The organism is Paenibacillus sp. FSL W8-0186 (genome assembly GCF_037969765.1).
GTDB lineage: Bacteria > Bacillota > Bacilli > Paenibacillales > Paenibacillaceae > Fontibacillus > Fontibacillus woosongensis.
On sequence record NZ_CP150207.1, the window covers coordinates 1,263,288 to 1,288,050 of the forward strand.

The following is a 24,763-nucleotide window of genomic DNA, read 5'->3' on the forward strand; positions in this document are numbered from 1 at the left end:
CGCGTCATCGGGGCAAGATGTGAGGAAGGAAAAGCAATTAAGAGGTGATTATCCCCATCAATTTAATCATTCAATTGATAATAAATGGGTTTATAGTAGTTAGTTTTTGCGGTAAGGTAGATGAAATAGATATACATGGATTTCATGTCGTTAGAAGAAGGGAAGTTGCCATTGATGGGCAGGAACCTTGGTTCTAGCTGCATAAAATCCATTTAATCCTCTAAAACCTTCGTTTAGAGGAAAATTAGATGCATGAATTCCATTAGTGTACAACACAGCTTAGTGTACGACATAGCTTGGTGTACGACACAGCCTAGTGTTTACAACAACTCATATTACATACTTGCCTCACATTGATTTCAATAGTTCATCTTATATAGAATGTGTGGAATTAAATCAACATATCTGCTGTGTTTGCTATAATCATAGTCATAGATACAAGAGTGAATCGAATGCCTGAAGAGAGGAACAGCAATGAACAAGACGGTTGGAATATTAGCGCATGTCGACGCCGGGAAAACGACTTTCTCGGAGCAGCTTTTATATTATACAAAAAGTATTAAGCAGCGGGGCCGCGTCGATCACCAGGACGCCTTCTTGGACAGCCATCAGATCGAGCGGCAGCGGGGAATTACGGTATTTTCGGACCAAGGGATGTTCAGTTACCGGGGCTCCCGTTATTTCCTCATCGATACACCGGGCCATGCCGACTTCTCTCCCGAAATGGAGCGGGGGATCCAGGCGATGGACTATGCGGTGATTATTGTTAGCGCCGTCGAAGGAATCGAAGGGCAGACGGAGATTGTCTGGGAGCTTCTGCGCAAGCACCGCGTACCTTGTTTCTTTTTTATTAATAAAATAGATCGGGTAGGAGCGGATGTCCAGCGGGTAGTACGTGATATTCAAAGCAATTTTGCTGTGGACGTATGCGACATTTCGGAAGCCTTGGAGGAGGACGGCGAAATGAGTGAGGTACTGGCGGAGTTTCTAGCCGAACGGGACGAGGCTCTCCTGGAGCGTTATATGGACGCCGGCTATGACAAGGAATCTTGGCTTGCCGCGATGCAGCGCCTGATCCGGGATAATGCCGTGTATCCTTATGCCTGCGGCTCGGCGCTGCAAGGGGCCGGGATTGAGAGCTTCCTGCAGAAGCTGGATCTGCTGACGGTAACCGACTATTCCAGCGGAGAGCCATTTGCAGGACGTGTTTACCGGATTCGCCATGACGAGCAGGGGACGAGAATTACGTTTATTAAAGCGCTTAGCGGGACGCTGCAAGTCAGGGAGACTGTCAATTATGGGGATGAGGAGAACCCGGTGAGCGAAAAAATAACCCAGATCCGCGTGTACAATGGCCGGGAATTTCATGCGGTGGAACGGGTAGAGGCGGGAGAGCTGTTTGCTGTTACCGGTCTGTCTATGGCTGCTGTGGGTGACGGTTTAGGAACTTTACGGGAAAAATCCGTCTACGACATGGTGCCGACCTTGAAGTCGAAGGTGATCCTTGAACCCGCCGTGAATAAGAAGGAGGTTTTGCAATATTTCAAAATTTTGAATGCGGAGGATCCTTCCTTGAATGTGCTTTGGGAGGAGAGTCTGCAGGAAATTCATATTCACGTCATGGGAAGAATTCAGCTTGAAGTGCTCGAGCAGTTGGTCAAAGAGCGGTTCAACATCAACGTCTCCTTCGATAAGCCGGAAATTTTGTATAAGGAAACGATCGAGACGGAGACAGTTGGTTATGGTCATTTTGAACCGTTAAAGCATTATGCCGAGGTTCATCTGCGCATACAGCCGGGCGAGCGAAACAGCGGAATCCGCTTCGAGAATGCCTGCCATGCCGATGATTTGTCGGTCGGCAACCAGAACCTCGTTCGGCATCACTTGTATGAACGGGATCATCATGGCTTATTGACCGGCTCGCCGCTGACGGATGTGATTGTAACATTGCTCACAGGAAGAGCCCACAATAAACACACGTCCGGCGGCGATTTCAGGGAGGCGACCTGCCGCGCGTTAAGACAAGGGCTGGAGAAGGCGAGAAACGTGCTGCTGGAGCCGTATTACCAATTCAAAATCAAAGTGGAGCTGGAGCAGCTCGGCCGCGTTATCTCGGATATCCAGCAGGCACACGGCAATTATGATGCGCCCGATACAGAAGGAGACAAGGCCATTTTAACGGGAACCGTACCGGTTGCTACCTTCATGGATTACGGCAGTGAGCTGGCTTCCTTTACGCAAGGAAAGGGAACGCTAAGCCTCGCATTTGCGGGCTATAACCGATCCCATAATGAGGAGGAGGTCATTGCGAAGATCGGCTACAATAAGGATGCAGACCCGGAATATACTTCTTCGTCGATATTTTGCGCCAAAGGCCAGGGGTACACTGTGCCGTGGGATGAGGCGGAGAGTAAAATGCACTGTTTGTAGTGTTGTGTTCTCTTCAAACGTTTGGAAATTCCTATTCTGCCGATGATCTTTCAATCCCTTCTCCTAGAAGAGTGCTATAATAGTGTGAAGCAGCGCTAATTTTCGATAGAGGAAGCTGCACAATCCAGCCAAAGAAGTGATGACACAGGTGAATCGTATAAGGCCGAGAATACAACATGGCGCTGTTTCCATGTTGAATCGTTTTTTTACCGGAACATCAATGGATTATAAGCAAATCATCGCGATAATTATTCCTATTTTTGTTGATCAGGGCTTTATAGTTTTGATGAGCCTGCTGAATACAGCTATGATCAGCTCGTCTGGAGTAGCTGCCGTCAGTGCGGTAAGTATGGTGGACTCGCTCAACATCTTCTTGATCAATGTGTTCGTAGCTGTAGCCACTGGAGGTACGGTCATCGTCGCGCAGTATAAAGGCAGCGGGAACCAGCAAATGGTGTCCAAAGCGGCTACGCAGGCCTTGTCCGCCGTGGCGGTCATCTCTGTGCTGCTCAGTGTCCTGATTATTGCCTTTCATACGCCAACGCTGAATCTGCTGTTTGGCAAGGCGGATGCCGACGTCTTCCAGAACGCCAGATTGTATCTTATCGGCAGCTGTATATCCTATCCGTTCATCGCGATATTCCAGGCGGTTAACGGCGTGCTCAGAGGCGTGGCGGAGACGAAAGCCAGCTTGAGCCTGTCTTTGATCATGAATATCACTTTCCTTTGCTTAAACGTGCTATTGATTACGATTCTGGATTTAGGCGTGATCGGCCTTATTATATCTTTACTGCTCGCCCGGATTCTGGGCATGATCAGTTCGTTGGTTTACTTGTTAAAATATAATCAGACCCTGCGTGTGCAATTGAAAAATACGCTGAAGCTGGACTTCTCGATTCAGAAGAAGATCATGTTCATCGGTCTTCCATTTGCGGCCGAGCAGATGTTCTTTAATGGCGGCAAGCTGTTGACGCAGACTTTTATCGTACAGCTGGGGACCCTGGCGATGACGGCAAATGCCATTAGCGGGTCGATATCGCTCGTCTTTCAAATCGGCGGCAGCGCGCTGAGCATCGCAATCGTTACCGTTGTCGGCCAATGCATCGGCCAGCGGAATATCGAGGATGCGCGAAAATTCATTAAATCGTTCCTGGGATTATCTACGGTGCTGTTCGTATTAGCTTCGCTCATATTGCTGCCGTTATTCCCGCTCATAGTGCAGATGTTCTCACCGCCAGCGGAAATCATCCCAACGATTTTCGGGTTGATTCTGTTGATCGCTGTCGCGCAGCCGTTTTTATGGTCGCTAAGCTTCGTTCTGCCGGCCGCCTTGCGTGCTGCAGGAGATTCCAATTTTACCTCGGTCTCGTCTCTGCTATCCATGTGGCTGTTCCGCGTCATCCTAGGTTATATTCTTGGCATTACGCTCGGTTTCGGCATTATGGGCGTATGGGTGGCGATGGTGGCCGAATGGGGAATTCGCGGATTCGTCTTTGCTTGGCGGTTCAGGGGAGAGAAGTGGTATGCGCACAAATTGATTTAATGCAGCACAACAATGCTTCAATGTAAGAAATTGATAGTAAATGTAATTATATGATTGGTAATGTTTGGTTGAAAAAGGCATCAGGAAATCCTGATGCCTTTTTTGTTGTGGGGAAGGTTAGAAAAAAGATCAAGTAATATGCACGAATTCAAAGTTTTTACTGTGATCCCCAACCTCTATATGTTCGATTATTTATTTTTATGTTCTAATAATAAAAAGCATATTGACATGATTCGAAATAGAAGTATAATCAAAACATACAAATGAATACGCTTTCCAAAGTTGAATACGAAAAAACACACAGAAATTCTGACGGAATTTGAACATTATGTGAACTCGTGCTGAGAAATATACTGTTTTCGGGTGGTTGTTACGGTATGATGTTAATCTAAAAGTTAACATATAGAACAAAAATGAACTTAAACGACTAAAAGGAGGATATGACAGCTCGTGAAAACCCCGAATCCGCTGCATCATTTTGTGGACAATGAGAAGTTCATCAAAAGATTAATGTTGATGCCGGCAGTGCTCGTGCTTATCGGGATCATGATCCCGTTCCTGATTGGCGTGGCGACCTCACTCACAGACAAGAAGCTTTATACGGGAAACTTTAATTTTATTTTCCTGAGCAATTATATTAACAACTTTAAAGATCCTGTTTTCCTAACGAGCCTTGGCAACACGCTCGCCTACGTCATTATGGCGATACTCATGCAGCTCCCTTTAGCAATACTAGCTGCTCTGCTGTTGGATATCCCCTCTAGAATTAGAGGGTTCATGCGTTCGGTGCTGGTGTTTCCTCTATTGATCCCGCCGATTGTATCAAGCTTGATGTGGAAGACGATGATGCAGCCCAACTCCGGGGTTCTGAATTACCTGCTGTCGAAGTTAGGCATAGGTCCGTTTCCCTGGCTGACTAGCGTGGACACCGCCTTGTTCTCGCTTGTCGTGATCGATACCTGGGTATACCTGCCGTTTATAACAATCATCCTGTTGTCCGGCCTGCAGTCTCTTCCGCAGGACATTCTCGAAGCGGCCCAGGTCGACGGGGCCAGCCCGATTCGTACTTTCTTCGCCATCAAGCTCCGATGGCTGAAATCCAGCATTCTTCTCGTTTTGCTCTTCCGTGTTTGCGATTCCCTAAAAGCGTTTGAATTGATTTATTCCACGACCCGCGGCGGTCCGCTAAATGCCAGCCGGACGCTGAATATTATGGCCTATGAAGAGGCATTCCGCTGGTCCAGCATAGGCAAAGCCATGAGCATATTATTTACACTTTGGATTCTCGCTTACATCGCCAGTACGTTCTTGATGCGTGAATGGAATAAGAGCGGAATCGAATAGGAGGCGCGCTGTGAACAATACCCCCAATAAATTACTCAAGACGGCTTTGCGTTATGCTGCGTACTTGGCTTTGCTATTCGTCATCTTGTTCCCGCTCTACTGGATATTAACGATGTCTCTCAAGAACTTTAAGGACATTATAGCCTATCCGCCGAGATTTTTATTTACTCCGACCTTTGACAATTATAAGCAAATCCTGTTTAACGGCGGCAGTTTTAGCGATCTGCAGGGTATCCCTGAATTTCTTCGCTACGTGATCAACTCCAGCATTACAACGTTCAGCGCAGTCGCGCTGGGCCTAGTGCTTGGCCTGCCGGCGGCCTACGTGCTGGGCCGGGAGAACTCGAAGGCCAATGACCGGATCGCTGGAAATTTCATGAGCTATCGCTTCGCGCCGGAGCTTGTAGTTATTTTACCCCTTTACTCGATTTACAAGAAAATTGGCTTCTACGATACGTTTCCTGGAATGATTCTCGTGCATCAGCTTATAACGCTGCCGCTTATCATCTGGATCATGCGGGGCTTTTTCCGGGAGGTGCCAAAGGAAATGGAGGAGGCCGCTAGCATGGATGGCGCCAATCATTGGGTGATCTTCTTCCGTATCATGCTGCCGATTGTGAAATCCGGAATTGGAAGCGCTATGATTATCTCCTTTGTCTTCAGTTGGAACAACCTGCTATTTGGCCTGGTCATGTCCGGGGGCGCTACGATGCCGGTCACGATGGGGATTTTGCAGGCGATGACCTTCGACCAGATTAAATGGGGGGAAATGGCAGCCTCGGCGGTAATCTCCTCTATACCGGGCATCATCATCGCAATATTTGCACAACGATTCCTTGTAAAAGGATTGACGATGGGGGCGGTCAAATGAAGAAATTTCAATTATTGTCGGTTGGCAGCTGGGCTCCCTTCGATCATCTGTTCAAGATGAGCCATTATCCTCAGGAAGGTGAGACGATCACCATCGAGACAAGCGGAAGCGGAATTAGCCAGGTGTACTTCGGCGATTGCAGCATTAATCTCGCGTATGTGGCTGCAGCTTTAGGGACAGCGACCTCCCTGGCTACAATCGTAGGTCATGATTTCGACACTTTTGGTTATCGGGCTCATCTTGAGCAGGGTGGTGTCGATCTGAGCGGACTAACGGTTAAGCCGGACTTGCCCAGCGGACACAACTATTTGTACTTTGACGATCAGGGCAAAGGCTTCTGCTTCTCTTATCTGGGCGCTGCCGAGCATCAGGAGGAGGAACGGATTCCGGACGGCTTGGCTGCGAAGGCGGAGCATGTCGTAGTCAGCGAGAAGTTCTCTTCTTATACGCTGGACGCGCTGCGTGAGGCACGGGCGGCGGGTGCCCGCACCTATGTCAACGGCATGGTCGAGACCGCCGGGAATTTGCTGGACGACTTTCTCTCCCTGACGGATGTCATGTTCATCAACGAAAGCGAATATGGCAGGCTGATCGCCAAAATTGGCGGAAATGAACTTACTCTTTTTGAAAAATACGGTCTGGAGCTGATCTTTATGACGATGGGGATGCGCGGCTGCAAGGTGATCAGAGCGGACAAGACGGAAATCGTGCCAGTTGTGTGGAGAGAACATGTCGTAGACACGACAGGTGCGGGCGATTCTTTTGCCGGAGGAGCGATCGCGGCGCTGATCAAGGGCTGCAAGCCCCGGATTGCCGCCCAGGTCGGAGCAACGGTGTCGAGCTTCATCATTGAGGCTTGGGGCTGTCAGAGCAATGTACCCGACTGGGGGAGAATGAGGGTCCGTTACCGTGAATATTTCGGGGATGAATTATAGCGCTAATCACGCGGTTCATTCCGCTAAAAACCAATCACATAGAGGAGGGTGCTAGATGAAAGTAATCGACGCTCACATGCATTATGGTACTGATGCGAAAGTGGCAAGCTCCGTATGTACGCCGTACATGATTACGGGGCAGCCAGATACAGTTATTCGGTATTTGGATGAGCAAAACGCTTCGCATGGCGTTCTTTTTCCACACGATCGGATCATGTCTCCCCCTTGGGATGTGGACTATGACAAAGCGAATATGCAGGTCGGGGAGGCCGTCAAGAAATATCCGGATCGCCTGGTCGGCGTAGCCCGCATTAACCCGACGTTCGGCAAGGAGCATACCTGTGCGCTGATCGACAAGTATGTGAAGGAATGGAACTGTAAAGGTCTTAAGCTCGTTGCCGGATATGATTTCTATCGGCCAAACGATATGAAGGTGATGGGGCCTTTGATGGAAAAGGCGGAGGAGTACGGGTTGACGGTACTGTTCCACTCCGGCGATGCGCCGAGAGATCTCCCTTCGCTGCAGGCCATTGCCGCCAAAAATTATCCGAAGGTCAACGTTGTGCTCGCCCACGCCGGAATGCATTTGTATTTATGGGAGGCGATTATCGCGGCCCAGGATTACCCGAATATCTATGTGGACATGTCACAGGCCTTTCCATTTGATATTAAAATCTTCATCGAGCAAGTATCCAGCGAGAAATTAATGTACGGCTCGGATGCTCCTTACCAGTCGGCCGCTGTAGAACAGCTCAAGCTGCGAGAAATCGGTCTCACCGAGCAGCAGCTGGAGCAGGTGTTCCGTACAAATGCGATGCGCATCTGGGGAATCAAGGAATAACACACAATAAAAAGCCGAGACAGGCAGAATGGAGAACTGACAATGAACATACTTCAAGAACTCTTTCCCGTAAAAAAACCGATTATCGGCATGGTGCACTCGCTCCCGCTTCCAGGCTCTCCGGAGTTCAAAAAATACAATCTGCCGGATATTTACGATTATTGCGTAGAGGAGGCGATGCGGCTCATTGAGGGGGGCGTCGATGGACTGATGATCGAGAACGCCGGCGATATTCCTTTCGTTAAGTCGGAATATATGGGTCCGGAGACGGCAGCCTGCATCGCCATTATCGGCGAGCGGATCCGCAGAGAGACGAATCTGCCGATGGGCGTAAATATCGTGGCCAATGCGGCGATTCAATCCATAGCGGCTACGAAGGCTTTTGGCGGACAGTTCGTCCGGGTCAACCAGTGGGCGAACGCTTATATCGCCAACGAAGGCTTTGTTGAAGGGGCTTCAGGCGTAGCGCTGCGCTATAGATCGATGCTGGAAGCCGAGGAAATTCACGTGTTTGCGGACGTTCACGTCAAGCATGGCAGCCATGCCATCGTGGCGGATCGGCCAATTGAAGAGCTTGCCCGCGACGCGGCGTTCTTCGGCGCATCCTCCTTGATCGCTACCGGCTTCCGCACCGGCGACCCGACGAAGGTCGAAGAAGTGCTTGCCGTGAAGAAAGGCTCGGAATTGCCGGTGCTTGTGGGCAGCGGCATAGACGCAGGCAACTGCCAGGAGCTGCTGAAGGTGGCCGACGGTGCGATTCTCGGCGTATCCGTCAAGGATCCGAATTTAATGAGTGGCAAGACGAACGTTGTCAAGCTGAAGGAGTTTATGGATCGCGTTCGCGAGCTTCGTGAAACGCTGCAGGACTGATTTTTGCGGGGGAACCAGAAGTACTGGATTTTACGAATATAGAATGCAGGCTGTGAACCAATTGTGGAAAGAGGTGTAGCAAAAATGAAAAAGCAGATTAGTCTTCTAGCTATTGCAATACTCATATTATCTTCCCTTGTAGGGTGCGGACAGAAAGCTCCGGGCAATCAGGCGTCCAGTGGGGGAAATGGAGGAGGAACAACTCAGGGGGAGGAAATTAACTTGCTTCTCGTCTCCCATACTTTTGTAGATGCACTTAAACCGCTCATTCCTGAATTTGAGAAGGAAACGGGGATTAAGGTGAAGTATGAGGTGCTGGCGGAAGGCCCGGCTTTTGAAAAATTGCTGGCAGATCTCTCTTCCAATACTGGAATCTATGATGTCTTTATGACTTCGCCGATCAACAACTGGCAGTATGTTTCCGGCGGGTGGGTCGAGCCTTTGGACGACTATATTGCAGATAAGTCCAAGACGCCGGATTCCTGGGATTTCAACGATTTTGTGCCGGGGATCGTCAATTCGGGCCGCTGGACGGGAGAACCCCTCAAAGGCGTAGGAGAAGGCAAGCTGTACGCGCTGCCGATCAACTATGAAAGCTATAACCTGGCTTACCGTCCCAGCATCCTGAAGAAATATAATCTGGAAGTACCGAAAACTTACGAGGATCTCGGCAAAATGGTGACGGAGCTTTCCAAACTCAATATGACGGATGAGAATGGCCAGAAAATTTATCCGATCGTCACCCGGTTCGATAAGTATTGGGATCTGACGTACTTGACGCTGGGCACGATGCTGCAAACCTATGGCGTGCATCTGATCGACGACAACGGTGAGGTGGCTATTGATTCGCCTGAAAGTATTGAAGCTACGAAGCTGTTCGTCGATATGATCAAGCAAGGCTCTCCGGAAGGCGCCGGCTTGTTCACCTGGTATGAAGCGCTGCAGGGCTTCGCTTCGGGTCAATATTTGTTCTCGTTGAATGAGGCCGACGGTTTTGCCTCTACTTACGAGAACAAAGACCAATCGCAGGTTTCCGACGATGTGGGCTATGCATTGACACCGGAAGGTCCGGACGGTTCGCGCAGCGCTTCTATCTGGGTATGGTCGATGGGGATGAACTCAGCTTCCAAGCATAAGGATGCTGCATGGAAGTTCCTGCAATGGACGACCTCCCGAGAGGTTATGATCAAGACGCATCTTTCGGGCAACATGAATCCGGTACGCGCCTCGGCATGGGAAGATCCTAAGGTGGCGGCCATGGTGCAGAGCTGGGGCGAGAAGGAAGGACAATACCTGTCCGTGGTGCAGGAGATGTCCAAAGTAGCCGGACTCCGTCTGCCGGCGCATCCTGAAATTACCCGATTCCTGGATATTTGGGCCGAAGCCGTGCAGAAGGCTTATTACGGACAGGAGACGGTGGAGAATGCTTTGAAAGATGCCGCTGACCAGATTCGAAGATCACTTTAGCTTTAAAGGATTAGACAACAAGTAGAAGATAGCAGCCGGAGATTAAGATCTCTGGCTGCTATTTTTTTGCTGATCACTGGTTGGTGTCATAATACCTTCAATATAATACATGCTTTTCTACAGAAGAGCCTATCCAATAATCTATTGAAGTGCAAATACAGGAATATTCCGGGTGAAGGAGCCAATGCGGGCACAGCGAGGGAAAGTGGTGCACTTTTTGCATGAATTCACTATGAATTGTGTTTCTACGGCTGGAATGCTGCATTATCCTCACGCTCCCTTACTTGAACTGGAGCCTTTTTCCCTCCAATAAATTAACTAAGGATTTATGATTGTACCTAAGATGGTCAGGATCAGGTAACTAGATGTAATTCATGCAGTTAGTTCTGCGGTTTTGGCCGTGTTAGAGGGAACTAACTGCAAAACCTGCATTTAGTTTAAAGCTTTTTCGACGAATTCGTTCCATTCAGGCAAACTAGCTGCATGAATTGCATTTAGCGCATGTTTTTTTTATAAAACAACTTAACTAGCTGTATAAAATACATTTCGCTTTAACAGACAATGGCCCTCCATGCCATGCCTGGGGGTACTAACGCAAGGATAAGGTTTGTAGGAGCTGAACACGATAAAGGAGGAGTCTTGAGCAATTGGGGAGAAGGAGACAGAACAAAAAAAGAGGGGCCAAAGAGGAAATGAAAGACATTTCCCCAACGAACCCCCTAATTCTCAAACTCTTTACAAGCCGTAAGCTTGGCTGATGGACAACTCCTCGCCACATCTAATTTAATCTAATCTAATCTAGCCTCATTCTATCTTATCAAATCTCATCTCATCCCATCTCTCTAAGTAAAGTCAGCCTAACAGTCTGGTTCTTTACCCGTTAACCTTAGCAATGATCACGTTCACGTTGATGCTCTTGCAGTAGGTGACGAAGCTTGGATCGATGTTGGAATCGGTAATTACCGTGTCTACCTCGGACAAGTGACCGACCTCCAAAAACTCAGGGTCACCGAGCTTGCTGCTGTCAATCAGGATGACGACCTTCTTGGAGCGCTGGATGGCCGCCTGCTTGATCCTAAGCCCGCTAATGCTGGATGTGGACAGAACCCCGTTCATGGAAATTCGCGGCAGCCCGATAAAAGCGGTATTGAAGTTCATGCACTCGATCATCTGCTCCGCAAACGGCCCGGCACATGAGCCGGTCTCCTTCTGCAGCTCGCCGCCAAGACAAATAACCTTAACCCGGGATCGGGACATCAGTTCATTGGCGGTGGAGAGGGTATCGGTAACGACCAGTAAATTTTGCGTATTGGAGATCAGCTGGGCCAGACAGTAAACCGTGGTGCTGGAGTCAAAAAAGACGCGATCTCCTTCGTTGATTAATGCCAGTGCCTCTCTGGCGATAGCCTCCTTCTCCTCCCGATTCACCATGATTCGCATTTCATAGGAACGTTCCGATAACACGTTGTCCGGGGGAAGCATGGCCCCACCATGGGAACGAACGGCGATTTTTCGCTGCACCAGGTCATCCAGATCGCGGCGAATCGTCATTTCAGTGACATTGAACAGCCGGGAAAGCTTGGCGACCTCGACCATTCCATTGCTTTTCAGCATATCCTCAATTTCTCTTAATCGTTCTTCTCTCAGCATATTAACACGCTCACGTTTCTTCTATATATAATGGGATATATTGTTTCTAAACACTCTAAATATAACACATATTAGAAAATTAATAAACAAAAACAAACAGCTACTAACACTTGTTTTTTGTCTCTAGCACATGTGGAGGCAAGGAATTGATACCATAGGAGCAAGGCTGTTCGTTTTTTGGTGAATTGAACATCAGGATCATATTATGATAGATGAACATAGTCTTATATCAATAGGCGATTACGACAAAATGACGATGCAAAGCGGCTGGGATGCTCCCAGCCGCTTTTTTATTCGGAAACTTGTGAATTCCGGTTAGAACAATCCAATTCGTTTCATGGTCTGAAGGGGTAATGCCCCGGCGATCTGATATGATATAGGGTGGAGGAGGGGGGACCAATATGAAGCAGCATGATTTCACGAAAGGCAATATCGGGAAGCAGCTCGTTGCATTTTCGGCACCGCTGCTGCTCACGAATTTGCTGCAGGTGTCTTACCAATTCATCGACAGCTTATGGGTCGGCAATTTACTGGGTACGAATGCGCTTGGCGCGGTGGCAATCTCCAGCACGGTGCTGTTTACGATCTTATCTTTCATTATAGGTGTCAATAATGCGGCGCTTACCATATTGTCGCAAATCAAGGGCAGACAGGATGAGCAGCTTTTAAAAAGCTATGTGAATGCATTTTCCGTCATTTTAGGTTTGATGGCGATTGTGCTTGGCATTGCCGGCTATGTGTTGGCCGAAGAAGTTCTGCTTCTGCTGGGCACGCCTGATGAAATGATTTCGCTGGCTGCAAGTTACTTGCGAATTAATTTTCTGGGCATTCTCTTCCTATTCGGCTATAACTTTATCAGTACAGTCTATCGGGCACTTGGCAATAGCAAGACGCCGCTGCGGTTCGTTGCGATTGCGGTCGTCCTGAATGCGGTGCTCGATCCGTTGTTCATCGCCGTGTTTCACGGCGGGATCGAAGGGGCGGCTTATGCGACAGTTGCTGCTCAGGGAGCTGCATTCTTCTACGGGCTAGTGCTCAGCATTCGCCGCAAACATATCCCGTTCTCTATGCCGAAGTGGCCGAGGAAAGCGGAAGTCTGGCTGATATTAAAGCAAGGCATCCCTTCTGGTCTGCAAATGATGGTTATTTCTGCCGGTTCGGCAGCGATCATGAGCGTAGTAGCTTCCTTCGGAAACAATACGGTGGCCGGGTTTGGCGCGGCCCAGCGTCTGGACAGCCTGATTATGCTTCCGGCCCAAGCGCTTGGCGTCGCGGTGACGAGCATGGCGGGGCAAAATATCGCAGCCGGACAGTGGCGGCGTGTGCGCCAAATCGCTAATTACGCTACTTGGCTTAATTTGGCGATCATGCTGCTGATCTCGCTGATCATTTATTTCCTGGCGGAACCGGGCATAGCGATGTTTATCTCTGAGCGGGAGGCTGTCGCGTTTGGGGCCTCCTACGTGCAGATGATTGCTTTCTTCTATCCTTTTCTAGGCCTGAACTTCATATTTAATGGGGTGGTTCGCGCTTCAGGAGCGATGATGCAGGTGCTCGTGCTGAACATCATTTCCTTCTGGATTTTGCGGTATCCGTTGACTTACTGGTTTGCGGGGCTGCTCGGCGAGAAGGGGATAGCAGCGGGCATTGCCGTAAGCTTCGTCATTAGCAGCGCGTTCTCCTATGTGTATTACCGGTTTGGCCGCTGGCGGAAGAAGGAGCTGTTTGCAGAGTCTGATGGTTAAGTTCAGCAAGTTTTGTATATTCGAGGATTCTGAGCAAGACACCGTAATGCACACAGCAACTAAATCTAGTGGGATCTTTGAGCAGGAGGATATGCATAGTATTAGAAACCATACCTGTTCCTGATTTTGATGCAACACGGCAGAAGTCCGTTGTGTCTATCAACAGATTAAATACGTGTTGGAGAACGTTGAGTTAAAGCCGTTGTGTGACATGTATTTTTCGTGCGACGAGAAACCCGGCATTCAAGCGTTCGGGAATACGGCCGATGATTGCCCCCCCGTTCCCGGATAACATCCCACCATCGCACAGGACTCCGAGAACATAAGCGGTATGGAACACTTAGCTTAGTGGCTGGCATTAGTCGCCGGAAGTGTACCACCCCGGAACCCGGAAGTGTAACCGGATGCTTAGAACTCATTTTCACCCCCAACCTAGAAAGCGGTGCTTGATCAACATATTAGTCTCGAATGAGCGACCTGTTTGGAACAATGCTGCGCTAACGGTTGTCACAGCGCCTAATCGTCCCCAAAAGCGGAGGTTTCTTCTCTAACGGTTGTATGCGCGCTTATTTGGACGAAACAGCCCCTCTGCCTACGAAAGAAACGGGAAATAGGCCCGCTGGCAACCATTACATTTAGATAAACCCTATTTTTGCCCAAATAGCGTCGCTCACAACCGTTAGAATTTTCGCCTGCTTTTACGGTAAAAAGTGTTTAACAATAAATCTAAATTCACGGAGAACTATTCCTAGTTTTTAGCTTTCCATGTTATGACTTTAGTAATTGGCGGGCTCAACGGCTATAGGAATTAATTCCCTGGACAAAAGTTTTGATTAAAGCTGGCGTACAGTCTTAAAGTTCTGATTTTCGACAAAGTTAGAGGTTTTTCAGCGGCAATGGCGAACCCCTTGTAACCGACAAGATCAATAGCAAAGGAGAAGGGTGCATGAAGGTTTTTCAACGCAAATATTACATACTTGTCGCTGTCCTGGCGATGCTTGGGGGATTGTTTGGCGCTACTGGCGGCAACGCGCAGGCCGCGAAGGCGGACGATGCGTTCATTCAAGAAATGGCGCAGCAGTATCAAGCCATCCGCGACGAATTCCGGGGTCAGTATGACTCGGATTTGAAACGGATTCGGGGAGATTACGAGCAATTTCTGCAGAAGTCCAGAGAGGATCAGGCAACACTGGAGAAGCTGCTGGACGAGGATCTGGCTTATTTGACGGAGCTGCTCAGAGAGGATTATAAACAGCTGCAGGCGGCTTACGGCAAACAATCGAGCTATCGAAGCAAATTGCAGGAATATGACCGGGCGATTAATCCGAATTATTCCTCCGGCCCGTTATGGAAGTACAGCAAGGAAAGCGCTAAGAGCTATTCCTCAAGCATCCATTGGAAATTCAATAATGAGATTAACCCTAACTATTCCAGCAGTCTGATGTGGAAATACAGCAATAATGTTAATCCGTCCTATTCCTCAAGCATCATGTGGAAATATGCCAATACGATGAATCCGAACTATAGCAGCAGCCTGATGTGGAGGCTGGATAATGAGAGCAATCCGTCCTATTCCTCCAGTACGATGTGGAGGTATGCGCAGGGCGGCATGAGTCTGACCACAGCGAAGGAGCAAATGGCCACGATTTTTGCCAATGCGAGAAAGGATCTACAGGCTGCCCGGGATGAAGCAGTGAACGATATGAACCGGCTGAAAGCCGAAACGGAATCGTCCATTATCGCACTTCGTAACAACAGCGTAGAGAAATTGCAGCTGCAGCGGGCTGCGAGTCTATCGCAAATTTCGTCTATCCGGGAGCGTAACTTCGGAAAAGGCATTACACCGGACAAGCTGCAAATCAGCTTCGATAAAATCAGAGTGATCATCGATGGTGAAATCATGGTGTTTGAACAGCCGCCAGTCATGAAAAACGGCAGTACGCTCGTGCCCATGAGAGCCATTTTCGAGCGTCTGGGCGCTACCTTGAAGTGGGATGCCAAAACGCAGTCGGTAGCCGCAACCAAAGGCGATACGAGCATTGAGCTGACTTTGGGCAGCAAGGCCGCAAAGAAGAATGGACAGGTCATCAACCTGGATGCGCCGGGGCAGCTTGTCGGTTCTCACACGATGGTGCCAATCCGCTTCATCGGCGAATCGCTGGGTGCCACGGTAAAGTGGGACAGTGCGACGCTGACCGTATACATTACAACGACCCCTGAGGAATCCGGCGATATCCTCCCGTCAGAGACAGAGGAACCGGTAACGGGCAGTGTTACTTCAAGCTAAAATAGTAGAATAAGGCGTTTGAAAAAAGCCCCTTAACAGATCGTTGATCTTGTTAAGGGGCTTGCCGCTTCCAATTTACCTGATCTCATCCAGAAGCGCGTAGGCTTCCTGTTTCGATTGAACCTGTAACAGCTGATCCCGGAAGTTATCGTCCATCAGTTTGCGGGAGAGCATTTGCAGTATTTTGAGATGCTCATTGCCTCTGTTCTCGGCAGGGACCGCAATCATAAAGATCAATTTGGCTGCGGTACCGTCTACGCTGTTCCAATCGACGCCGTCCTGCCTGATTCCGAATACGACACGCGGCACCAAGACAGCGCTTGATTTGCCGTGCGGTACGGCGATGTTCATGCCGATACCGGTGGAGCTTTCCTGCTCACGGTTTAGTATCGCTTGTTTGAACTCGGAAGCCGAGCTGATCGCTCCATCCGCCTGCAGCATCCCGATCATCTCATCAATGACACCGTCACGGGACGTGGCCGTTAATTCGGTTTCGATAAGATCCAAACTAATAATATCCGTGAATTTACTAATAGGCTTATGTTGCTCTGCCGTTGGAGACTTGGTTGCAGGTTCTGCAGCAGGCGCAGCAACAGCTTCATTCGCTGGGGAAATTTCAGAATCAGCTTTAGCGTTGTCTTTACCGCTAGCCTTGTCCTCTGCGATTGCTCCATTAGCTGAAGCGAATTGAGGCTGAACAACATCCTTCTTTAGCAGCTTGATCATCAATGCCGTCACGAATGAGCCGATAATGACAGCGATAAAGAACATAACTACGTTATCGACTGCGCCCAGTACGGCAACGATAGGGCCGCCGTGTGCTACCCGGTCGCCAACCTGGCCGATCATGGCGATGACTGATCCGGTCATGGAGCCGATCATGATGCTGGGAATGACACGCAGCGGATCTTGGGAGGCGAAGGGAATCGCCCCTTCCGTGATGCCGAACAATCCCATGGTGAACGATGCCTTGCCGGACTCCCGTTCCGCATCATGGAACTTCCGTTTGAACAGGAACGTCGCAAGTCCGAGCCCGATCGGCGGAATACAGATTGCAACGGCAATCGGTCCCATAATTTCATAGTTGCCTTCCCCGATCATCGCCGAGCCGAACAAGAAAGCAACCTTGTTCACTGGGCCGCCCATATCAAAGGAAATCATCGCCCCGAGAATTAAGGCCAACAGGATTGAACTGGTTCCCTGCATGCTGGCCAGCCAGGAGGTCAAGAATTCAAAAAACTTCGCAATCGGTCCGCCAAGAAGAAGAATAAAAGCGAGACCGACGATCAGCGACGCCAATACCGGGATGATGATAATCGGCATGATAGGAGCAATCGCTTTGGGCACCTTCCATTTCTTGATCCACAGCGCCACATAACCTGCCAGGAAGCCGGCGATAATTCCGCCGATAAATCCGGCGCCTGCCTCACTGCCGTAGAAGCTGCCGTTCGCGGCGATGAAGCCGCCGATCATCCCCGGAGCAAGGCCAGGCCGGTCAGCGATACTAAAAGCGATAAACCCGGCCAGGATCGGCACCATAAAGGTAAAAGCAGCCCCGCCCAGACTTTCGACGATTTTCCAGAAGGAGCCTTCCGGAATTTGCAGTCCGCCTGGCGTCGGTTCTCCGCCTATGGACAGGGCAATCGCGATCAGCAGCCCGCCTACGACGATAAACGGTACCATGTAGGATACACCGCTCATCAGATGGCGGTAAATTTGGTTTTGCTTGGCTGCCTGCTGCCTGCCGCTGCCGCCGGAAGGCTCTTGCCCCGGACGGGCCTGATAGACAGGTACATCACCGCGAACGAGCTTTTCGATCAAAGCCTCCGGATTTCGAATCCCATCCTGAACCCCAGCGACCAACAGCTTTTTGCCGACAAAGCGGCTTTTGTCTACATGCTTGTCAGCGGCAATAATGATGCCGTCCGCTTGGGCAATGTCCTCTTCTGAAAACTCATTCTCTACGCCGATAGAGCCTTGGGTTTCCACTTTCATGCCGACTCCTAGCTTGTCGGCCGCCTTCTGCAAATTTTCAGCGGCCATGTAAGTATGCGCAATGCCGTTAGGGCATGAGGTAATGGCTAAAAATTTCATTTGGAGAACCTCCCCTTTGTTTAAATCGTTTACATCTAGATATTAACCTAATCAAACAGGGGAAAAAGTTATTATTTTTACCGCAGCTTCCGGCAAAATACGTTTTATAGGAGTGAAAAGATCTCCTCTGGCTGCTCGGCCCGGATCAGCTTCTCCACCAGGGAGGGCTGCTCGCTAAGCAGCGAAAGCCGGTGGAACAGCTTCTTCGTATTCTCCTGCTCCTGACTCCGCAGCGCCAGCATGAATACGATTGAGACCTTGTCCTGCTCCCAATCCAGCGGTTCCTTTAAGGTAGCAATGGCAATTTGCGATTGCTTCACGAGCTTGGGATCGCCGTGAGGGATAGCAATTCCGCCGCCGATGGCCGTCGAGGAGGCTCTTTCCCTCAGGAGTGCCTGATGAGCATAGTTTTGCTCTACATAGCCTTTGGCATACAGGAGGTTGGCCATTTGCTCGATAATTTCGAACCGATGGGACACTTCGACCTGAGTAAGAATCAGAGCTGGCTCCGTGTGCATTTGCAAGAAAGAAGCCGAGGCATCCGGCGAATGCTCCTCCAATTGTTCAAGAAAACTGGCGATTTTCTTTACGTCCGCAGCCTCCAGCAGAGGAGATACCTCGACATGAGGAACATCAATGCCGTCCAGCGGAATAGTCGTTACGATAAAATCCACCGGATGACGATCCAGGTATGCCTTCAGATCCGCCCTTCGAACGGAGTCGAGTACTTGGATGGCGCTGAATTTGCGCTCCAGCTTCGAGCGCAGAATTTGCGAGATGCCTATCCCCATGTGGCATACGGTGACGATATTCCTGATGAGCTTCGTCTGTTTGTTTAACCGTTCGATGGCTGCCTGAAAATGCAGGGTAAGATAAGCGGCCTCATCTTCCGGGATTGCAAAATTGAAATTGCGGTTCAGCTCGTTAGCCGCATAAATCACCATGCTGAACATATAGGGATACATTTTCTTAATATCGTGCAGCAGCGGGTTCGTTACACTCAGCCCGTAGCTCAAGCGATGGATCGTTGAACTTAAATGGATGCCGAGTCCTTCCTTGAGTGCGGCATCCTGCCCAAAATCAATAAATGTCAGGCTGGACATTTTCCGCAATAGAGATTCCAGAATTTCGGTCACTTCTGCGGTAATTTTCAGCGGTTGTTCGGGCAGATCGGCTGTCTCTATCCGGCTGTGCGAACGGATTTTTGCGCCTAATAAATGCGCCGTTAAATAAACGAGCTCATCCGCAGAGAAATGGACCGAGAAGGAGCGCTCCAGTGGTTGAGTAAAGGCGAGCGTCCACTGGTACTCTCTTTTATTGCGAATAAAGGCTTGTTCCTGCTTGGAAAAGGAAATCGGCTGATTCAGCTTCGTACGTCTTATCATGAGGAGGGTATGGACGAGCAAATTATCAAAGGCTTCATCCGTAAAATGAACGGATTGCTCCTCCTCCAGCCGTTTCAACTCCCGGGTTACGATATCCACCTCATAGGCTTCAAACTGCCTTTTGATGAAGTGGTTGGTCGTAGTCCCGATTAATTGGGACACTTTGGAGAGGGCGGCTCGCTTGTCTTTCTCGGCACCCTCGATTGTAATTCCGACTTTCTGTTTGGAGACGACGGCAAGCTTTCTTTTTTCCAGCCACGGATGCAGTGAATCCAAATCCTTTTTAATGACGGAACGATTGACGTAATATTTATCTGCCAATTCCTGAAGCGTTGTAGGCTTGGTATTCATGAGAAGCTCGTAGGCGAGCGCGGCCATCCGGTTATCGTCCCGTTCATATCCGCTATCTTGAACAGAGCGGAATAATTGGTGGAACAGCCTGGCCCGCTCTTGTTCTTCGATGTCGAGCTTCACGCCGATCCCTGGCTTGCGCAGCAGTCTGGCACTTCCGTGTTGAGCCAGGTAAACGTCAATGGCATCGAAATCATTTCGAATCGTTTTCTCCGAACAGCTTAAATTCATCGCCAAGTCGCGCACTATAAAATACCGGCCAGCATCGCTTAACAGCATTCGCAATATTTCCTGTTGACGCGTATTCATCGTTCATTCCACACCTTGCCTAAAATTCTAAGTAATTTCCATGCATAAATCGCTCCCATTATAGCCTAGCCCAGGCAGTTATCCAAACCCAATTCACTAGCACACATGCTGGCTGACCGAATAAAGATGGTGAATCCGCCCGGAAATTGGTAGTATGAGGGAATAGGAGCAAACCATTAAGGCTATCTCCAGCAAATAGCGACTGGGAGGAAGGATATGAAGGAGAACACGAGAAAGACAATCCGCTGGGGCATCATGGGGACGGGCTGGATTGCCGAGAAATTTGCCGCAGATTTAACGCATGTCAGCAATGGGGAAGGAATGGCGGTCGGCTCGCGAACTCTGAATAGCGCGAACCAGTTTGCCGCGAAATTCAATATCCCTCGGGCGTATGGAAGCTATGAGGAGTTGGTGAGCGACCCGGAGATCGATGCGATTTATGTGGCGACTCCGCATCCTTTTCACCGGGATAATGTCATCACCGCTCTAAGTGGCGGGAAAGCCGTTTTGTGCGAGAAGCCCTTCACGGTGAACAGCAGGGAGCTTGAAGAGATTATCGCGGTGGCCAAGGAGAAACGGCTGTTCTTGATGGAGGCGATGTGGACGAGGTTTCTGCCGCCGATCATTCAGGTCAGACAATGGCTGGAGGAAGGAAGAATCGGTGAGATCAAGCTGCTCAAGGCGGAATTCGGCTTTCGCAGCGACTGGAATCCAAGCGGCAGATTGCTGAATCCGGAGCTTGGAGGCGGTGCATTGCTGGATGCAGGGATTTATCCGGTATCGTTCGCATCCATGATTTTTGGCCCAAATCCGGAGCAGGTATGGAGCACGGCCCATATCGGCGAGACGGGAGTCGACGAGCACTTCTCCATATTGCTGGATTATGGGCAAGGGCGCTCAGCTTCTCTTCACGGTGCGGTCAGGCTCGCTCTTACGAACGAAGCTTATATTTACGGGACGGAAGGTTCGATTCATATCCCTTCATTCCTGAACGCCACGAAGGCTGTTCTTCACGTGAACGGGCAGGAACCGGTTGAGGTAAAGGATGACCGGACTGCTGTGGGGTATGCATTTGAAGCCGAGGAGGTAGGCAGATGCCTGCTGGCCGGAGAAACCGAAAGCAGCGCAATCACATTGGCGGAATCGCTCGGAATCATGCAGCTGCTTGATCAGTTAAGAGCCCAGTGGGGCTTGAAATATCCATTTGAATAGCCAGCCGGCATAATATCTATTTTTGCAGGTTAGAGCCTTGAATGACTATATGTCTTCAAGGTTTTTTTATGGGAAATATATCTGATAACCTCCCCCAAAAAGGCATATTGACTATAATATGTAAAAATGATTATTGATGTAACCGCTTTAAAAATTTAGCATAACAATTAGCCCGCAAACATTCGCATCCAGATATAATCCTTATTTCTTAGAGGAGGTGAGCCTGCTTACTGCTCCAGGAGTTTTAAGGAAAGGTGCAATATATCCTTTATAATGGAGGTATGATCATGAATTCCCAATCATCCGTTATTCCGTTTAACATCCGCACTTATAAAATCATCGCCGCTGCCCTATGCCTGGCGCTTATTCTTCCATGGCTGCCAAGCGGACAGGCAAATGCGGCTGCGCTCTTTAGCGACAATTTTGAAAGCGGTAACAGTAATAATTGGACGTCGACGACCGGTACTTGGGCTGTAGTGAAGGACGGAAATTCTTATGTATACTCCCAGACGAGCACAAGCGAAGGGCGCACTTCGGCCGGAAACGCCGCATGGACAAACTATGCTGCACAGGCCGATGTCAAAGTGGAAGATTTCAATGGAACTAATCGCACCTATGTGGCAGGCCGTTATAAGGACGGCAACAACTATTATGCAGCATCACTCTATAATAGCGGAGGAGGCAAGCTGGAAATCCGCAAGAAAGTGGGCGGCTCCTCCTCGACGCTCGTGACCAAAAATTATCCGCTGTCAACAGGCGTATGGTATAACGTCAAGCTGGAGCTGTCGGGTTCTACCATCAAAATGTATGTGAACAATACGCTGGAGCTGACGGCCACCGATTCCAGCCTGACCGCCGGAGCCGTCGGCTTCGTGACAGGTAAAACATTGGCTAAATTCGATAACGTCTCCGTAACGGAGCTTGAAGAGGGCACGACGCCAACGGATCCGCCGCCGAATCCTGATCCGGATCCAGGCATCCCGGCTCCTGCAGATGGGGATCTCTACGTAGCTGCTAACGGCTCTGCCAGCAACCCGGGAACGCTGGACAAGCCGACCACGCTTGCTGCGGCCATCACAAGAATAGCTCCAGGCAAAACAATCTATATGCGCGGAGGGACCTACAGCTTCGATTCCACCATTACGATCGAACGCGGCAATAACGGCACCTCCAGCGCCCGCAAAAACCTGGTTGCTTATGCCAATGAGAAGCCGGTTCTAGATTTCTCGGCCCAGGCATTTGCCTCTACGAACCGCGGCATTCAATTATATGGGCATTATTGGGTAATTAAAGGCCTTGAAATCAAAGGCGCAGGTGATAACGGGCTGTACATTGGCGGAAATTACAACCGGATCGATCAGGTCGAGGCGCATCATAACCGGGATACAGGCATTCAAATTGGGCGCTATGCCTCAAGCGCGCAGTTTGATGAATGGCCAAGCTATAATCTGGTCATCAATTCGTATTCCCATGACAACTATGACCCGGATAACGGGGAGGATGCGGACGGTTTTGCTGCCAAGCTGACTGTCGGCCCGGGCAACGTATTTGACGGTTGTATCGCAGCCTACAACGTCGATGACGGCTGGGATTTGTACACCAAGTCCGATACTGGCCCGATTGGAGCGGTGACGATCCGCAACAGCATTGCCCATCATAATGGTCAGACCTCGGATGGCACCTCAACGACGGATAGTGACGGGAATGGCTTCAAGCTGGGCGGAGAGAAAATCGGGGTCAACCACATTGTCGAGAACAGCATCGCCTTCCAGAACAAGAAGCATGGCTTTACTTACAACAGCAATCCTGGCTCGATCCAAATGAAGAACAATACATCCTGGGCGAATGGACAGAGCAATTTCGCCTTCGATGTCGGCACGCATATTTTCACGAACAACTTATCCTTCCAAGGCGGCGCTAGCGATAAGACTAGCGGCACCGATGTGTCCAGCACGAACGTGTGGTGGAAGAACAAAAAAAGTGAAAACGCCAAAGGACTTCTCGCCAGCGCTGAGGACTTCGTCAGCCTGACCCCAACATTAACGCGCAATAGCGACGGTTCTCCGAATCTGGGCAATTTCCTGAAGCTTGCTTCTGGGAGTGATTTAATTGGCTCGGGTACACCAAGTGGAACGAATATCGGGGCACGCTAGGCTCGATTCCGGAGGCAATTAATGAATGGGGCTGTCCAGAAGTCAGTAAACCCTGACCTTTTGGACGCCCCCATCATCTTTAGAGGGGGGCTTGGGGGTTAGTGGAATGGATGGGATTGATGTAATTGATGGACTGATGGGAATGGTGGGAATGGTGGGAATGATGGGAATGATGGGAATGATGGGAATGATAGGAATGATAGGAATGATAGGAATGATGGGACTTATGACGACTGGTGCGACTGGTGAGACTGGTGAGACTGATGGGGCGGGCGGGATTGATGAGATTGATGAGACGGTGAACTCGTAGGGCGGGTCACCTGCCAACGGACAGGAGATCCGCTATTTGTTAAAGTAGGCCCTCTTTTGCTATGCTTGCGGACCCTGGTTCCGTTATTTGGCCAAATGGACTGTCAAAAACATGATTTTGGGAGCAATAGCGGAACACAGGTCCGTTAGCTCTCCAGATTCCTCGTTATCTCACAAATAGCGTCCTCTGTGTCCGTTCAGGGTTGCAGATATCCAGTTGCCCCGCCAGCCATGCCACATAGCCAACACCACACCCACACCCACATCCACATTCAACCGCCAACACCCAACTACCTCACAACAGCAAACATCAAAAACAGACGTGTAAAAAAAGACGGTGAAACTTGATGTTTTCCGTCTAACTTTTATTTTAAGGACTTGTTATCCAGTCCTTTTATAGCTGCTGAACAACCAATCCTGCATAGATAGCTATGGCCGCTGCCGACAGGAATGGAGCAAATGGAATGGACGATGCTTGTCCGCGGCGCAAGCAGCCGACTATCCCCGCATATACCAGTGCAAGAACACCGCCCGCTAGTAGCACATAAATATTGGCATGCCAGCCCACCCAGATCCCGATGGCCGATAGCAGTTTAATATCCCCTGCGCCTATGTAGAAATTCCATTTGGATTTGGCCAGGAACAGGAGGAGGGAAGGAAAGAGTAAGCCTAGCAGGGCATCTGCCAGGTAGAAATACAGCCAGCTTTGAAGCAAGCCCAATGCGAGAAGCAGGATGACAAGCTGATTAGGAATGATGCGTTTTTTTATATCACTGATGCTGCATAATAGCAGGAGCAGGACGAAGGCAGATGCCAACCATATATTCATAGAGAAACCCTCCGTATTGTTCGATCAAATACGCCAATATTTTCAACCATTTCCCGAAATTTGTCAAAAAATCTGTACCTACTACTTTATTCCTGTTTTCGAAAACTCGTAAAACTTAAGACCTCTAGAGGTAGGAAA

The 24,763-nt window shown here is 49.5% G+C and carries 17 protein-coding genes; 13 read left to right on the forward strand and 4 right to left on the reverse strand.

Annotation, left to right across the window (positions count from 1 at the left end):
* Positions 1-474: 474 nt before the first annotated feature.
* From MKX50_RS05370 to MKX50_RS05405, 8 genes are all read left to right on the forward strand, one after another.
* Positions 475-2,430: a translation factor GTPase family protein gene (locus MKX50_RS05370; protein ID WP_339158649.1), complete on the forward strand. Its 1,956-nt coding sequence runs from the start codon at positions 475-477 to the stop codon at positions 2,428-2,430.
* Between the two features lie 190 nt (positions 2,431-2,620).
* Entirely contained in the window at positions 2,621-3,973 is a 1,353-nt protein-coding gene (locus MKX50_RS05375; RefSeq protein WP_244996655.1) for an MATE family efflux transporter, read from the forward strand.
* 450 nt (positions 3,974-4,423) lie between these two features.
* Complete coding sequence (locus MKX50_RS05380) at positions 4,424-5,317, forward strand: sugar ABC transporter permease (RefSeq protein ID WP_339158651.1); 894 nt, start codon at positions 4,424-4,426, stop codon at positions 5,315-5,317.
* Positions 5,318-5,327: 10 nt separating this feature from the next.
* Entirely contained in the window at positions 5,328-6,188 is an 861-nt protein-coding gene (locus MKX50_RS05385; RefSeq protein ID WP_213592911.1) for a carbohydrate ABC transporter permease, read from the forward strand.
* Positions 6,185-7,123 carry a PfkB family carbohydrate kinase gene (locus MKX50_RS05390; protein ID WP_339158652.1) on the forward strand — a complete coding sequence of 313 codons (939 nt, stop codon included), beginning with the start codon at positions 6,185-6,187 and terminating at the stop codon, positions 7,121-7,123. Before MKX50_RS05385 ends, MKX50_RS05390 begins: the two co-directional genes overlap by 4 nt.
* Before the next feature lie 55 nt (positions 7,124-7,178).
* Positions 7,179-7,964, forward strand: a complete 786-nt coding sequence (locus MKX50_RS05395; protein WP_155609779.1) for a TatD family hydrolase — start codon at positions 7,179-7,181, stop codon at positions 7,962-7,964.
* A gap of 42 nt (positions 7,965-8,006) precedes the next feature.
* A complete protein-coding gene (locus MKX50_RS05400) occupies positions 8,007-8,834 on the forward strand; it encodes a BtpA/SgcQ family protein (RefSeq protein WP_213592907.1) in 828 nt (275 codons plus the stop codon).
* Between the two features lie 84 nt (positions 8,835-8,918).
* Complete coding sequence (locus tag MKX50_RS05405; protein WP_213592905.1) at positions 8,919-10,301, forward strand: sugar ABC transporter substrate-binding protein; 1,383 nt, start codon at positions 8,919-8,921, stop codon at positions 10,299-10,301.
* An 873-nt stretch (positions 10,302-11,174) separates the two neighbouring features.
* Here MKX50_RS05405 and MKX50_RS05410 read toward each other — a convergent pair.
* Positions 11,175-11,951, reverse strand: a complete 777-nt coding sequence (locus MKX50_RS05410) for a DeoR/GlpR family DNA-binding transcription regulator (RefSeq protein ID WP_280530425.1) — start codon at positions 11,949-11,951, stop codon at positions 11,175-11,177.
* A gap of 401 nt (positions 11,952-12,352) precedes the next feature.
* Here MKX50_RS05410 and MKX50_RS05415 point away from each other — a divergent pair, with 401 nt between their 5' ends.
* Positions 12,353-13,696, forward strand: a complete 1,344-nt coding sequence (locus tag MKX50_RS05415) for an MATE family efflux transporter (RefSeq protein ID WP_339158654.1) — start codon at positions 12,353-12,355, stop codon at positions 13,694-13,696.
* 946 nt (positions 13,697-14,642) lie between these two features.
* On the forward strand, positions 14,643-15,983 hold the full coding sequence (locus tag MKX50_RS05420) for a copper amine oxidase N-terminal domain-containing protein (RefSeq protein ID WP_339158655.1): 1,341 nt from the start codon (positions 14,643-14,645) through the stop codon (positions 15,981-15,983).
* A gap of 75 nt (positions 15,984-16,058) precedes the next feature.
* On the opposite strand, the gene MKX50_RS05425 is transcribed toward MKX50_RS05420, so the two are convergent.
* The gene (locus tag MKX50_RS05425) at positions 16,059-18,077 is read right to left on the reverse strand and encodes a PTS fructose transporter subunit IIABC (RefSeq protein WP_339158656.1); all 2,019 of its coding nucleotides are present in this window, start codon (positions 18,075-18,077) and stop codon (positions 16,059-16,061) included.
* A gap of 104 nt (positions 18,078-18,181) precedes the next feature.
* Positions 18,182-20,122: a BglG family transcription antiterminator gene (locus MKX50_RS05430; protein ID WP_339158657.1), complete on the reverse strand. Its 1,941-nt coding sequence runs from the start codon at positions 20,120-20,122 to the stop codon at positions 18,182-18,184.
* Positions 20,123-20,338: 216 nt separating this feature from the next.
* Here MKX50_RS05430 and MKX50_RS05435 point away from each other — a divergent pair, with 216 nt between their 5' ends.
* The 3 genes from MKX50_RS05435 to MKX50_RS05445 all read left to right on the forward strand — a co-directional run bounded on the left by MKX50_RS05435 (position 20,339) and on the right by MKX50_RS05445 (position 23,797).
* Positions 20,339-21,334 (forward strand): Gfo/Idh/MocA family oxidoreductase, encoded by a 996-nt coding sequence (locus MKX50_RS05435; RefSeq protein WP_339158658.1) that lies wholly within the window; start codon positions 20,339-20,341, stop codon positions 21,332-21,334.
* A 287-nt stretch (positions 21,335-21,621) separates the two neighbouring features.
* Complete coding sequence (locus MKX50_RS05440) at positions 21,622-23,487, forward strand: hypothetical protein (RefSeq protein WP_339158659.1); 1,866 nt, start codon at positions 21,622-21,624, stop codon at positions 23,485-23,487.
* Positions 23,488-23,593: 106 nt separating this feature from the next.
* A complete protein-coding gene (locus MKX50_RS05445; protein ID WP_339158660.1) occupies positions 23,594-23,797 on the forward strand; it encodes a hypothetical protein in 204 nt (67 codons plus the stop codon).
* A 393-nt stretch (positions 23,798-24,190) separates the two neighbouring features.
* Here the strand turns inward: MKX50_RS05445 and MKX50_RS05450 are convergent, their stop codons facing one another.
* Positions 24,191-24,625 (reverse strand): A24 family peptidase, encoded by a 435-nt coding sequence (locus tag MKX50_RS05450; protein ID WP_213592887.1) that lies wholly within the window; start codon positions 24,623-24,625, stop codon positions 24,191-24,193.
* Positions 24,626-24,763: the final 138 nt, after the last annotated feature.